Annotated in this window: 13 protein-coding genes; 3 read left to right on the top strand and 10 right to left on the bottom strand. The window is 40.4% G+C overall.

Translation table 11 applies throughout. From position 1 onward, the window contains the following. Positions 1–42: 42 nt before the first annotated feature. The 6 genes from FNZ24_RS12840 to pstS all read right to left on the bottom strand — a co-directional run bounded on the left by FNZ24_RS12840 (position 43) and on the right by pstS (position 5,183). The gene (locus tag FNZ24_RS12840; protein ID WP_228768479.1) at positions 43–366 is read right to left on the bottom strand and encodes an acyltransferase family protein; all 324 of its coding nucleotides are present in this window, start codon (positions 364–366) and stop codon (positions 43–45) included. A gap of 147 nt (positions 367–513) precedes the next feature. After that, the gene (locus tag FNZ24_RS12835) at positions 514–1,284 is read right to left on the bottom strand and encodes a metalloregulator ArsR/SmtB family transcription factor (protein WP_153914885.1); all 771 of its coding nucleotides are present in this window, start codon (positions 1,282–1,284) and stop codon (positions 514–516) included. A gap of 157 nt (positions 1,285–1,441) precedes the next feature. Continuing rightward, entirely contained in the window at positions 1,442–2,251 is an 810-nt protein-coding gene (gene pstB / locus FNZ24_RS12830; RefSeq protein WP_153914883.1) for a phosphate ABC transporter ATP-binding protein PstB, read from the bottom strand. Positions 2,252–2,253: 2 nt separating this feature from the next. Continuing rightward, positions 2,254–3,159: a phosphate ABC transporter permease PstA gene (pstA, locus tag FNZ24_RS12825; RefSeq protein WP_153914881.1), complete on the bottom strand. Its 906-nt coding sequence runs from the start codon at positions 3,157–3,159 to the stop codon at positions 2,254–2,256. Next, positions 3,159–4,085 carry a phosphate ABC transporter permease subunit PstC gene (gene pstC / locus FNZ24_RS12820; protein WP_153914879.1) on the bottom strand — a complete coding sequence of 309 codons (927 nt, stop codon included), beginning with the start codon at positions 4,083–4,085 and terminating at the stop codon, positions 3,159–3,161. The genes pstA and pstC overlap by 1 nt, the downstream gene beginning before the upstream one ends. Before the next feature lie 48 nt (positions 4,086–4,133). After that, positions 4,134–5,183 (bottom strand): phosphate ABC transporter substrate-binding protein PstS, encoded by a 1,050-nt coding sequence (gene pstS, locus FNZ24_RS12815; RefSeq protein WP_153914877.1) that lies wholly within the window; start codon positions 5,181–5,183, stop codon positions 4,134–4,136. Positions 5,184–5,767: 584 nt separating this feature from the next. Here pstS and FNZ24_RS12810 point away from each other — a divergent pair. After that, entirely contained in the window at positions 5,768–6,364 is a 597-nt protein-coding gene (locus FNZ24_RS12810; protein ID WP_153914875.1) for a TetR/AcrR family transcriptional regulator, read from the top strand. Between the two features lie 150 nt (positions 6,365–6,514). Beyond that, a complete protein-coding gene (locus FNZ24_RS12805) occupies positions 6,515–7,189 on the top strand; it encodes a haloacid dehalogenase type II (protein WP_153914890.1) in 675 nt (224 codons plus the stop codon). 61 nt (positions 7,190–7,250) lie between these two features. Here FNZ24_RS12805 and FNZ24_RS12800 read toward each other — a convergent pair whose 3' ends face one another. Both FNZ24_RS12800 and FNZ24_RS12795 read right to left on the bottom strand, forming a co-directional pair. Further along, complete coding sequence (locus tag FNZ24_RS12800; RefSeq protein WP_153914873.1) at positions 7,251–7,898, bottom strand: DsbA family oxidoreductase; 648 nt, start codon at positions 7,896–7,898, stop codon at positions 7,251–7,253. 146 nt (positions 7,899–8,044) lie between these two features. Next, positions 8,045–8,599, bottom strand: a complete 555-nt coding sequence (locus tag FNZ24_RS12795) for a carboxymuconolactone decarboxylase family protein (RefSeq protein ID WP_153914871.1) — start codon at positions 8,597–8,599, stop codon at positions 8,045–8,047. Between the two features lie 698 nt (positions 8,600–9,297). On the opposite strand from FNZ24_RS12795, the gene FNZ24_RS12790 reads away from it, so the two are divergent. Next, complete coding sequence (locus FNZ24_RS12790) at positions 9,298–10,782, top strand: lytic polysaccharide monooxygenase (RefSeq protein ID WP_228768478.1); 1,485 nt, start codon at positions 9,298–9,300, stop codon at positions 10,780–10,782. Between the two features lie 146 nt (positions 10,783–10,928). Here FNZ24_RS12790 and FNZ24_RS12785 read toward each other — a convergent pair whose 3' ends face one another. Both FNZ24_RS12785 and FNZ24_RS12780 read right to left on the bottom strand, forming a co-directional pair. Then, positions 10,929–11,444 carry a hypothetical protein gene (locus tag FNZ24_RS12785; RefSeq protein ID WP_153914869.1) on the bottom strand — a complete coding sequence of 172 codons (516 nt, stop codon included), beginning with the start codon at positions 11,442–11,444 and terminating at the stop codon, positions 10,929–10,931. A gap of 182 nt (positions 11,445–11,626) precedes the next feature. Further along, on the bottom strand, positions 11,627–12,553 hold the full coding sequence (locus tag FNZ24_RS12780; protein ID WP_153914867.1) for a LysR family transcriptional regulator: 927 nt from the start codon (positions 12,551–12,553) through the stop codon (positions 11,627–11,629). Positions 12,554–12,790: the final 237 nt, after the last annotated feature.

The raw sequence follows: 12,790 nt of genomic DNA, 5'->3' as shown, positions 1-12,790 counted from the left end.
CGCTGGGGATCGAAAGCTAAACAACTTATCTTGCCTAAACCGCTAATGATTAAAAATTTGTGGCGGCACAATGAGTATCATGCCAATGATTAAAGGGACAAATAAACGGTGGAATTTGCTTAGTAAAAATTTGCTAGCGGGCAGTTTTTTCAATAATAACAAGCTGCCAGCACCGGCTATAAAGAATAGAGAAGGTAAGCGTAATTGCTCAAAATAAACCATGATATCGTCAAGTAATTTGCTCGATTCATTGTTCATCACATGCCAACCATCACCATTGAATGGCATAAAAACATGATGTAAAAAAACGCTAAAAATTAAAATGACTCTTAGCCAGTCTAATTCTGAAAATCTATCATTATCCATTGATAAACTTACCTTCCATTGGTCTCATTGTGCTGTCAAACGAGTGTTATATCTGCTTAAGATTTATTTATGAACATCAATCATATAGCAAGATGTATCACCATCAGCGATAGAGATTATTACTTTAAAATGAATGCTATATAAAATCTATTTTTCCACTTTTTTACTATGGTCGATTTGGGGTCTCGATGTTGTGTTTAATAATAAAAGCGCGGATTTAAGCTGAATATGTTTAGCCATCACCGTTTGATCGAGAATACTCCTAGCCCATTGTGGTAGATCATTGGCAATGGAGTAGAACATCCAAACACCTTGACGACGATCTTGCACTAGTTTCATCTCTTTTAATTGTGCTAGAGCTCGTGAAACTTTGGGCTGAACTTCCTGCAAAGCTTCTGACAATTCTCCAACGCTTAACTCTTCTTCAATGTGTAATAGCGAAGTAATCATTAAGCGAGTTTTCTCACCTAAACTTTTATGAAACTGCATCGCGTCAAATTGATCTTCTAAAGGTGCTGACTGCAGAATGCTAAATAAGTGAATTCTTTTTTTAAGTTCTTCAAAAGTTGGCTCAAATGTGTCGTTCATTGCCACTAATTTAGGCTGAGAAATATCCCATGATAGGGTTTCAGAGATCCCAGGCACTGAAGTGCACTCTCCTCTGGCGGCAGTACATAAGGTGATCAGGTAGTCAAACTCTTGCTCTTGGAAAAGCTCAATGGATTTAGGCTGAATATTTTGAGTCGGATATCCACGTGACTCTAAAGTATTAAATGTACGCTGATCAATTGCTTTGGGGTGACTACCAGCACTAAAGGCTTCAAACTGGTCGCTATAGTCTTTATTCACAATAGCCTGTGCCATTTGTGATCGCGCAGAATTACCTGTGCAGACAAACAATATACGTTTTCTTTTCATCTATTCCCCCAAAAGTAACCCGCGATAGTACAAGATGAATATTACGGTTTCAATTTCACTGATCCAATTATCTTATCATTCTCCTATATTTATCAGTATTGACAACAAAAAGCCCTCTCAGAGCATTTCCAAGAGGGCTTTTTCTTCACTTAATCAATTAACCGAAGTTACCAGAAATATACTGCTGTGTTTTCTCATGTTTAGATTGATTGAAAACTTGTGAAGTTTCACCAAACTCAATCATTTCGCCAAGGTACATAAAGCCGGTATAGTCAGAAATTCTTCGTGCTTGCTGCATGTTATGCGTCACAATAACGATGGTATATTTCTCTCTTAACTCTGTTATCAACTCTTCAATAACAGCAGTAGAAATTGGGTCAAGCGCCGATGTGGGTTCATCCATTAAGATAACCTCCGGCTCTAGCGCGATAGTCCGTGCGATACACAGTCTTTGCTGTTGTCCACCCGATAAACCTGAAGCATCTGAATTAAGCTTGTCTTTCACTTCCTCCCATAAATGAGCTCGACGCAAGGCTTTTTCGATTCTCTCTTCAAGCTGAACCTTATTAAGATCGCCATTAAGTTTAAGACCAAAAGCCATATTGTCATAAATGCTCATTGGGAATGGCGTCGGTTTTTGAAATACCATCCCTATTTTTGAACGAAGTGCACTAACATCAACACTGCTTGAAAGAATGCTCTCGCCATCAAGTAAAATCTCACCTTTCACTTGCTGGCCGCGATATAGATTGAAAATACGGTTCATGGTTCGCAATAGCGTTGATTTACCACAACCGGAAGGGCCAATTAGCGCTGTCACTCGCTTGTTATGAACAGGCAATGACACCTTGTTCAATGCTGGTTTAGCGCCTTTTTGATATAAGAAATCGAGATGCTTTACATCCATTCTAAGGTCAGCGGCCGAGAGATCTTGAGTCTTGTTTAGCGTTTCATTAGACGTCAACATGGTTATTTTACCTTGGTCATTTTAGACATCATTGTTGCGATAACATTGATGATCAGAATAAAAGTAGTAATTAATAGAGCGCCAGCCCAAGCAAGGTCAATCCAGCTTTCATAAGGGCTCTTAGCAAACTGATAAATTGTCACGGGGAGATTCGCCATAGGTTTCGACAAATCCGTAGTCATAAAGGTGCTATTCAGAGAAGTGAACAACAATGGCGCTGTTTCTCCCGAAATTCGTGCAACCGACAATAAAATGGCCGTGATAATACCTGGCCCTGCTGCTCGATAGCACAGCTTGGTCATCACCACCCAGTTTGGTGCCCCTAAACCAGCGCCTGCCTCTTTCAGTGTGGTCGGAACCAAGCGCAACATTTCTTCTGTTGATGACACAATTACAGGCAATGCGAGTACCGCGAGTGCGACGACGCCTGCGAAGCCTGAATAACTCCCCATTGGCACAACAAGTAGCGCATAAATAAACAAACCAATCAAAATTGAAGGAGCACTCACTAACATCACATTGAAAAAACGAATCGTGTCAGCAAGTTTATTTCCCTTTTCAGCTTGTGCTAACCATGATCCTGCAAGAACGCCGACAGGTGCCGCAATTGCGATGCCGAGTGAGGTCATGATTAAACTACCAACAATCGCATTTTTTAAACCACCACTGCTGCCAGGTCCTGGGGTGATTTCAGTAAATACCATCATGTTAATGCCTGATATACCGTTAGAGATTAACGTATTCAATATACTCACAAGAACGACAATACCGAACAGTGCAGCAAGGCCACAAAAACCAATAAACAGATATTCTTTTAGCTGGCGACGGCTAAAGCCTTTTCTTGCCAACCGTGTATTTGAACGTTCTTGTGAGTCGATTGTCGTCTCGATAACCGCTGAATTTTCCATTATTTTTTACCCATGAGTACTCGAGAAAGTAGAATAATGACCAGTGAGATCGTTAATAACACAAGGCCTAAACTAATTAGGGCCGATATATGCGTTGGATCACTGGCTTCGTTAAATTGCTGGGCAATGGTTGCCGATATTGAGCTCGCGGGCATGAAGAGCGATGCTTGAATGGTATTTGAACCACCAATGACAAACGCGACGGCCATAGTTTCACCTAGCGCACGCCCCGTGCCTAATAAGCTTGCTGTAAATACTGCGCTTTTGATTTTAGGCAATAAAATACGAGTAATGACTTCAAAAGAGGTTGCACCTACACCATATCCAGCTTCACGCACCACGTTCGGTATAGAAGCTAAAGCATCACGTATTAATGCAATCATGATAGGTAAGATCATAAACGAAAGAATAATGCCCGCAGTTAACAACCCGATACCAATTGGGGGGCCACTAAACAAGGTGCCGATAACAGGGATATCACCGAGGTTCATTAACGCCCACATCTGGAACCCATCCGAGAACCAAGGAGCGAACACGAATAGTCCCCACATTCCGTAAATAATACTTGGAATGGCTGCGAGTAATTCAATCGCTTTACCAACTGGGACACTGAACCAACGTGGTGTCAGTTCGTTGAGGAAAATAGCTGCACCTATCGCAATTGGAATTGCAATGCAGATAGCAATAAATGACGAGACCAAGGTGCCAAATATTGCAGGTGCCGCGCCAAATTCACCGAGGACTGGGTTCCATTCCGTACTCGTTAGGAAAGAAAAGCCTAGCGACTCAAATGCTAGCTGACTCCCGGTGAGCAACTCAATTAATAGGCCAACGAATAGAATAAGCACTAGGAACGCGCAGGTAGCGCTCACTTTATTAAATGCAAAATCAGCATTCAATATTTTTGAAATTGTCTTGATATACATATTGATTACTCAAGCTAAGGGCTGCCGTTTAAAGCAGCCCTATATGGCTTAATTGTAAAGAGATTCGCCATTAGCTTGGAAACGTTCTGTCCAAACTGATTCTATGATTTCAACCACTTCTGTAGGCATTGGAATGTAGTCTAAGTCAATAGCATGCTCAGCGCCTTGCGGCGCAAAACTCCACTTAAAGAAATCTAAAATTGCTTTCGCTTTCTCTGCACTTTGTTGATCTTCATGCATCAATACAAATGTTGCTGCCGTCATAGGCCAAGACTCTGCACCTGGTTGATCGTTTAATAGAATATCAAGTGTCGGAGTGTTGACCCAATCGGCGTTGGCTGCGGCCTTCGAAAAGGAATTTAGGTTGGGTTCAACAAAGTTGCCCTCTTGATTAGAAAGCAATGTATGGGTCATATCGTTCTGTTTGGCATAGGCAAATTCAACATACCCGATGGCACCGCGAGTACGAGTGACAAAGTTAGCCACACCAGCATTGCCCTTACCACCGATAGTCGTCGCTTGTCTTGGCCAGGCAACATCAGTATTCACACCGACTTCTGATGTCCATGCGTCGTTAGTTAAGCCTAGGTAGTGAGTGAAATTGAATGTCGTACCTGAGCCATCAGAACGGTGTACAACGATGATAGGAAGTGGCGGTAAAGAAACGCCTGGATTTAGCTCTTGGATTTGAGCATCGTTCCACGTTTTAATCTTGCCAAGGTAGATATCACCAAGAAGTTGACCTGTGAGCTTGAGCTCACCGCTATCAATACCAGGGACATTAATTACCGGTACGATCGCACCAATAATGATAGGAAATTGAACTAAGTTCTGTGCTTCTAGACGAGCAGGATCGAGAGGGGCATCAGAAGCTCCAAAATCAACGGTCTTCCCTTCTATTTGTCGAATACCGCCACCAGAGCCAATCGCTTGGTAGTTTAATTTAAGGCCAGATTCTTTATGGTAGCTCTCTGCCCAGCTAGAAATAATAGGATGAGCAAATGTAGAACCTGCACCGTTTATGGTTTGATTTGCCGATACGGTTAATGGAAGTGCTGTTATTGCAGCTGTTAGTAATACGGTCTTTACGATTTTCATTACTTATTTCTCAACTTTAATCAATTCCCTGCAAACCATTCTAAGTGTGGCTTGCGTTCAGCTAGCTATGTAGCTGCCGCTGATTATATACAGTTTTTGGCATATGTGCACATGTATATATATCAATATTGTAATATCTTAATGGTTTAAATAGTAAGTTTTTGTATTTTATTGATATTTTTAATTTCGACTTGGGTGGGAAGCTGTGGGAAGCTTTAGATGTGATAAATTATGAATAAATAAATTAAAGTGCTATTTTTGATACCACTCATTTCTCGTACTGCTAGCTCCCACTTTCTTGTGGAGTATTAGCCGTTCTCTTCACTGGTATTATTCCAAGTAACTTCCTTTATGACTCATGCTTGTCTCAATATATAAGCTGTCAAATGGCGACAACTGTTCTGGATAGATCTAGCGCATAAAAGGGTTAACATTATATGACGATGACCTTTAAAGGCGTTTCAATTAAGGCTTTTTTATGAGCAATTAATCCTAGACTTGAATATATGCTCAAACTATAATTGAACGACTGCTCAATATGAGTTGCGTTATTGTTTAATATAGATTTAGAAATCGAGATAGTTATGAGTAAGCCTGCCAAATTTAATCGCGAAGAAACCATTAAAAAAGCTGCTGACCTTTATTGGGAAAAAGGCTTCCACGCGACCTCTATGCGTAACTTACAAGAAGTCATCGATATGCGACCTGGTAGCATTTACGCAAGCTTTGGCAGTAAAGAAGGTTTATTCAAAGAAGCATTACAGCATTATGCACAATCTGGTGTTGCGCAATTAGAATCCTGTGTGGCCAACTCCGGCTCGCCGCTTACAGCTCTGAAGATGTTTGTAGAAGGTGCTGTGTCGGCGCGTGAACACAATGCCCCGAGTGGTATGTGTATGTTAGTGAAAACCGTGGCTGAATTAACCGAAGAACATGCCGAGTTACTTGCAGAAGCCAAACAGTCTCTTATCATGGTCGAAACTGCATTTGCTAAATTATTAGCCCAAGCACAAGACAATGGCGAGCTAGATTCAAGCCAAACTCCCCAAGCGTTGGCTCGTTTTCTACAAGTGCAAATTATCGGTATTCGTACCTATGCCCATGCCAATAGTGATGACAATACCATTCAAGACTTTATTGAAGCCATATTCAGTAATCCACCCTTGGCCAGACGCGCTTGATCTGTCATAAGTGTTAGCAAGCTAGTTATGCTGGAGGCTTAAGGAGTTATGGTGAGGCTTAAGGAATTATGGCGGGTTTAAAGATAGTTGAGACTTAAAAAATAGTTGAGTCGACTGTTAAGCTAAGGAGCAGGGATGCCACAGGGATCTATCAAACCAACGTTAGCATTTGATGTATACGGCACTTTAATTAACACCCATGGCGTGTTAACTCAATTACAGTCTATGGTGGGTGATAAGGCCATGGACTTTTCAAACCGCTGGCGCGAAAAACAATTAGAGTATTCGTTTCGCCGCGGTTTAATGCAAAATTATGTTCCCTTTACTGAATGTACCCGCCAAGCTTTGGAATACACCTGCCAGTACTATCAAATCGATTTATCAGCAGAACAAAAACATCACTTAATGGAATGCTATAAAACATTGCCAGCCTTTGATGATGTTAAACCTGCTTTAGCCACTCTTAAAGCTAAAGGATATCGTTTGTTCGCGTTTTCTAATGGCACCAAAGGAGCGGTGGAAACCTTACTGAAAACCGCAGATATTGATGTCTTTTTTGAAGGTGTAGTGAGCGCTGATGAAATTAATACCTTTAAACCTAACCCTGAGATATACGGCTATTTTTTAACTAAGTCGCAATCTCTTGCCTGTCATACTTGGCTGATTTCTAGTAATCCATTTGATGTGACAGGCGCGATATCTGCGGGATTGAAAGCGGCGTGGATACAACGTTCACCTAAGGCAATTTTTGATCCTTGGGAATTAAAGCCAACAAGCGTTGCAACGTCTTTATCTATGCTTGATGGCCTAATTGATAAGGTTTAACCATTAATAGCCAGTTTACAAATCTGGCTTTATTTGCAGAAGATGGAAGTTGATTTTAAGCTTACAACTCAGCAACTAGCTCGGTTAATACCTGCTTATATGACGCTACAGGGTGAGCCCCGTTTAGCGCACTGGTGCGATTAAATACCACAGTCGGTACTGAAGAAATACCCGCTGAAGTCCATTGGCTTTTCTCCATATTGATACGACTTTTCACCTCAGGGTTATCTAATAACTTCATTGCCTCATCGGCATTTAAACCTATGCTAGTGAGTTCATTAGCTAGCACTGCTCGGTCTGAAATATCTTTATGCTCAGTAAAGTAAGCAGAAAATAATCTCAGTTTGAGCTCAGTTTGTTGATGGAATTGTTTAGCGTAGTCCAACAAAATGTGTGCATCGAAGGTGTTGACGATATGCATCTGTTCGCCAAAATTGAACTCAAAATCCAATTCAGCCCCTCGAGCAGTAATATTGGCTCTGGCGCGATCACTGTCTTCTCTGCTTGAACCGTATTTTCGGGCAACATGAGCTCGCAGCTCTTCGCCTTCTGCAGGCATATCAGGATTCAGCTCGAAAGGTTGCCATTCAAGTTCGATTTTATCTTCAATACCGAGCTCAGCAATGGCTTGCTCTAGCGCTTTATAACCAACAATGCACCACGGGCAAACAACGTCAGAAACGATGTCGAGTTTGATCTTTTTAGACATGTTACACCTTGCTTTTAATGAGTAATAACGAGAAAAGAAGAGCCAAAATGCTTTGGCTCTTTCTGTTTGAAACTATATCAACAATGTTAAGTATGTCTTATACCAATCGGGATAAATAAGTGATCATATTATTATGCTGATTGGTATTACTTGTTGTCTTCCCAAGCGAACTGTTGGAAAGGCGCATCAGTCGGTGTATGTGCAATGTGATTAACATAGTTGCTGATCACTTTTTGCGATAAACCTAAGATGATTTCAAGTAGTTGCTGTTGACCGTATCCCGCTGCAAAGAATGCTTCCATTTCAGCATCAGATAACATGCCACGCTTACGAACCATTAATAATGTTGTGTCATGCAATGCTTGCAGTTTAGCTGTTGGCATAGCGGCACGGTTTCTTAGCGCGTCTGATAATGCGCTATCAACGTTCATCATGCCAGCAATAGCAGTATGCGCTGGAACACAATAAGTACAACCGTGTTCAACATTAATCGTCTGCCATACAACCGTTAACTCTTCTGCATTAAATGACGATTCAGAAAATAGTTTATGTAGTACTTGGTAAGCTTCAAATGTATTTGGAGATTCAGCCAAAACGCCATGTAAGTTAGGCACCATTCCGTAAGCTTTATTTGACTGCTCTAACATTGCTTTACTTGCTGCTGGGACGGTTTCTAGGTTGTGAATTGTAAATTTGCTCATATGACTCTCCAGGGCGATTCAATTAAATATCGAGTTAAAAGGTGAATTAAGCTGGCAATAAATATCGACTGTTTACATCAATCATTACTGTATTAATTAGCGGTGTTTTCCGCTTGGTATGGTCACAATATAAAACCACTTGAACGATCGTTCAAGTTTTATTTTGAACATTCGTTCAGGTTTGTGTTATTTATTTGTTATCCGCCTGATTTTTAAGCTAAATATTTTTAATGAGTTTTAGTGTTTGATTGGGGTTAACTTATGCTTGGGGTATGCTTTGTTGTTAAACATCCACCTTGCAGTCGTTGAATTAAATTGAAGTTATGAGTCTAAGCAAAGCGCAATACCGACATTTGACGTTTCCCAATTTGTCGTCAATCCCCCCGAAATCGCATTTGAAACGTCAATTTATTTTTGTTTAATATTTCATTGGTATAGAGAAAATTATTTGATCTACCCTGAACTGGCTCAAAATGACATAAATCACTAGCGGTTTAGTATTATTCTTTAGTTTATTTTATTTAAATTCAATAAATTAGTAGAAGTCACATTTTGAAACAGGTGTCAAAATATTGCTGGTTGAAATGGTGTTTATTAATCCTGATAATCGCCTCGACTTTAACCGAGAATCGACTCCTACGTTATCTCATTAAGTCCTTGTTTCTTTTCATTATAAAAACATCAAGGAGTGATTTGCTGTGTCAAAGCAAATAGTTAAACTTTCATCAATTCTTAGTGCCATGTATTTCATCGTTCCTACTACAGCACAAGCTCATGGCTGGGTAGAGTTTCCTGAGGCGAGACAATCAATCTGTTATGAGCAAGGAGGACTTTGGACTGGTAATCCTCCGAATGCTGCTTGTGCTGCGGCGTTAAAAGAGTCAGGTACTTATCCATTCATTCAACGTAACGAGGTGGCGATTAACATTAAAGCGCCTGATTACCTTGATCAAAACATTGTTAAAACCGCAATTCCAGACGGTTCATTGTGTTATGCCAATGACTCGCAAAAAAGTGGTTTAGGTATTGCGCATTCTGATTGGACGCGCACTGAAATTGCGCCAGGGACTTTTGAGTTTGTCTTCAATGCGACAGCGCCACATAATCCATCTTATTGGGAAATTTATCTGACAAAACCTGGAGTGGATGTATCACAACCACTTAAGTGGGGCGATTTAGAGCTTATTCAAGAGTACGGAAATATTACTGTAGGTGCGGATAAGAAGTATCGCATGAATGTGACTATTCCTGCAGATCGCAGTGGCGATGCCGTGTTGTATACAAGATGGCAGCGTATCGACCCTGTCGGTGAAGGTTTCTATAACTGTAGCGACATTACTATTACTGGTGATGAACAGCCTCCGGTTGATCCAGACTTACCTTACCTAAATAAAGGTGAGCAATTTATTCCGAGTGATATCAGCATTAATACGCCTCAAATCGGTGAGTCGGTTAAATATGATGTGCTGAATCAATACGGTGAAGTACATAACTCATTTAGCATTAAAATCACTGCTGATAATCAACTCGATTGGGATCGCTTATTAGCATCGCAAATCAGTGGCTATTACGAAACTAATCATAGTGGGCACGTGTTCATTGGTGATTGGCATGCTGAAATGAATCACTACATGTATTTTAGAGATAACCTACATGCTAATTACTTTAATTCAAAAGATGAGCGTGCTTCAGGTGTATTCAGTATTGTTGCTGAAGACGTTGATCCACAATTAAAAGCCATTATCACGCCACAGGCTTTACAAGAAATTGAAATTGCTGAGGTAGCACACGGCACTGTAGTCGTGCTTCATCCACATAATACCCAAGGTGAGTTTGATAGTGTGCAATGGGCGCAATTAAGTGGTCCTGCTGTGAATGTTGAGCAAGGTTTGTATAACGAGTTAATGGTTAATACTCAGCAACTTGATAGCCAAGTTGAGCACGAGTTATCGTTTAGATTAACGGTATCAAACAACGAAGGTAGCGACAGTTCAGTATACGGATTCACTGTAATCGGTGAAGAAGAAACGCCTGAAGTACCACCTGTTGAAGGGGATTGGGATGCTGGTAAAGTATATGTTGAAGGTGACACAGTAACATTTGATGGCCGAACTTGGACAGCTAAATGGTGGACCCAAGGTGAGCAGCCTGGCACGACAGGTGAATGGGGTGTTTGGAGATAAAATTGCTCAGATATGAGTCATGATTGTTGAAGATTTAAGCCACTTTAAAATGAGATTAGATAGTGTCATTCAATCCATGACATCAAAGCCAGTTTAGTTAGTTAAACTGGCTTTTTATCATCTGTAACTTAACTCATTGGTGCTATCTAAAACGTAAAGATAAGGCCGGTGGCGAGTATGTTTGAAACATTGGATTCTAAGAAAGTATTACTTTTATCGATAATATTGAATTCTAAACCGACTCTGACCGCAATATTATCATTTATGTTATAGACAATAGCGCTAGCAATACTAGCTCCACTGCCATCTTTATGTTGGACATTACCAAAGATGTTGCGCTCGCCTTCGTATTCAACCCAGCCTAGTTCAAATTGCAATGCCATCGCATCTGGTAAACCGAAAAAGTTATCCTGAATACCAATACGGTAGGTTTTAAGCCTGTCTTTATCAATATGAATGAATGAGGCTGAAGTATGGCCGTAGGATACATAAATTGATTGTGTATTGAGTACACCTGCAATACCTAACTGCAACCCAGCGCCTGAGACTACTTGGGTATGGTCATAATAAGGCCCAATTTTTAATTCAGGCGAAACATGAACAGACGCTGCAAAGGTTTGAAAACTATAGAGGGTGAGTAAAACAAAGATAATTTTTTTCATAGCAGCCTATAGATATTAAGTCTGTAACATTTAATGGCGGCAAGGGTAATGAGTTAATGTTGAATTGGCTAAGCAGTTATTGTGATGAAGGTGATAAGCTATGCTTATCACGGTGAGGTGGGCTGATAATGCCGGTTTGCGATGTTGATTAGAAATTACCGTGTTTAGCTGAACGTAAACACTTAATATGTAATCACTTTTTTTAGTGTTTGTTGAATTAATTGAATAAACCAATCTTTGGCTGCTAGCTGTTGATTTTCTAAATTAAAGTAAGCCTTTAAATCAATATGGAATGCGCTGCCATTAACTAATAACTCTATTGGCCGTAACTGTGGGTAATTGTGAAGAGGAAACAGGTTTGTATGAGGTAACACCATGTCAGATTGCTCTGTAATCTTGACCAAGGTATCTAACAATTCTGAACGTATACCTATTTTGGCTTGTAAGCCTTTTTGGGTCATTAAATCCAATGCCAAACTGTGTTCATCATTCCAGTCGGGACTAATCATGGATGCAATCTCCACTCCAGCAAAATCTTCAAGAGCAGCATATTGAGTAGTTATAGGATGCTTTTTACGCACAAAAGCAAATGATTGGAGTTCAATCAGCTTCTCTGAGGCGAGTGCACTGCGTTCTATCACAGGGTAATTGATCCCGATAAATACTTTACCGGCAGCAATGTCACTCTGGGTTTGCTGGGTCCAAGGCGTTATTTTTAAACTTGCTAGTGGTGCTGCAGCTTTAAAGAGTGAAAATAGCGGCGCAGATAACGCATTAATTGCGACAGGAGAAATAGCAATAACCCAGTGAGTGTCCATTGTTTCAGGGGCAAATTTAGTTTGTTGATTGACGATATCGGCTAGCTGCTCAATCACAGGTGATAATTCTGCGGCTAAAGTCTCTGCATAAGGCGTTAATTTTAAGCCTGTAGGTATTTTAATAAATAGAGGGTCATCAAAGTGATGTCTTAATTTATTGAGTGCTTGGCTGATTGCAGGCTGAGAAATAAATAACCGTTTAGATGCTTTACGCATATTACGTTCTTGCGACAACACATAGAAAGTACGTAACAAGTTCAAATCTAAGTTATTAAATAGGTTTTTAATCATTATTTATTGTGTCTCGCATTATGCTTGCAGGTTCTGCTAACTGGTTTTGCTTTAACGACTTTAGCATGAATTGCTTTGAGGATACTCCAGTGATCCCTTGTTAAGTTGTTAATGTAGCAGTTAAGCAGATGATTGAGTCGCTACCAAGCCGACAATTTTTAAAAAGTGATTTCGGTGATCTAAGATTTAAATATGCTGCTTTTTACTTGTCGTTAAAAACAAGGTGGTACCTGGGTT

Origin of the sequence: Shewanella sp. TC10 (genome assembly GCF_009663145.1) — a bacterium.
In the GTDB taxonomy this organism is placed as follows: domain Bacteria; phylum Pseudomonadota; class Gammaproteobacteria; order Enterobacterales; family Shewanellaceae; genus Shewanella.
This window is presented reverse-complemented; position numbering and strand designations above follow the sequence as displayed.

Excerpts from the sequence above, each read along its gene's own strand:
- FNZ24_RS12840 (WP_228768479.1), bottom strand. The coding sequence starts at position 366 with ATGGATAATGATAGATTTTCAGAATTAGACTGGCTAAGAGTCATTTTA.
- pstA (WP_153914881.1), bottom strand. The coding sequence starts at position 3,159 with ATGGAAAATTCAGCGGTTATCGAGACGACAATCGACTCACAAGAACGT.
- FNZ24_RS12810 (WP_153914875.1), top strand. The coding sequence starts at position 5,768 with ATGAGTAAGCCTGCCAAATTTAATCGCGAAGAAACCATTAAAAAAGCT.
- FNZ24_RS12835 (WP_153914885.1), bottom strand. The coding sequence starts at position 1,284 with ATGAAAAGAAAACGTATATTGTTTGTCTGCACAGGTAATTCTGCGCGA.
- pstB (WP_153914883.1), bottom strand. The coding sequence starts at position 2,251 with ATGTTGACGTCTAATGAAACGCTAAACAAGACTCAAGATCTCTCGGCC.
- pstC (WP_153914879.1), bottom strand. The coding sequence starts at position 4,085 with ATGTATATCAAGACAATTTCAAAAATATTGAATGCTGATTTTGCATTT.
- FNZ24_RS12795 (WP_153914871.1), bottom strand. The coding sequence starts at position 8,599 with ATGAGCAAATTTACAATTCACAACCTAGAAACCGTCCCAGCAGCAAGT.
- FNZ24_RS12785 (WP_153914869.1), bottom strand. The coding sequence starts at position 11,444 with ATGAAAAAAATTATCTTTGTTTTACTCACCCTCTATAGTTTTCAAACC.
- pstS (WP_153914877.1), bottom strand. The coding sequence starts at position 5,183 with ATGAAAATCGTAAAGACCGTATTACTAACAGCTGCAATAACAGCACTT.
- FNZ24_RS12800 (WP_153914873.1), bottom strand. The coding sequence starts at position 7,898 with ATGTCTAAAAAGATCAAACTCGACATCGTTTCTGACGTTGTTTGCCCG.
- FNZ24_RS12780 (WP_153914867.1), bottom strand. The coding sequence starts at position 12,553 with ATGATTAAAAACCTATTTAATAACTTAGATTTGAACTTGTTACGTACT.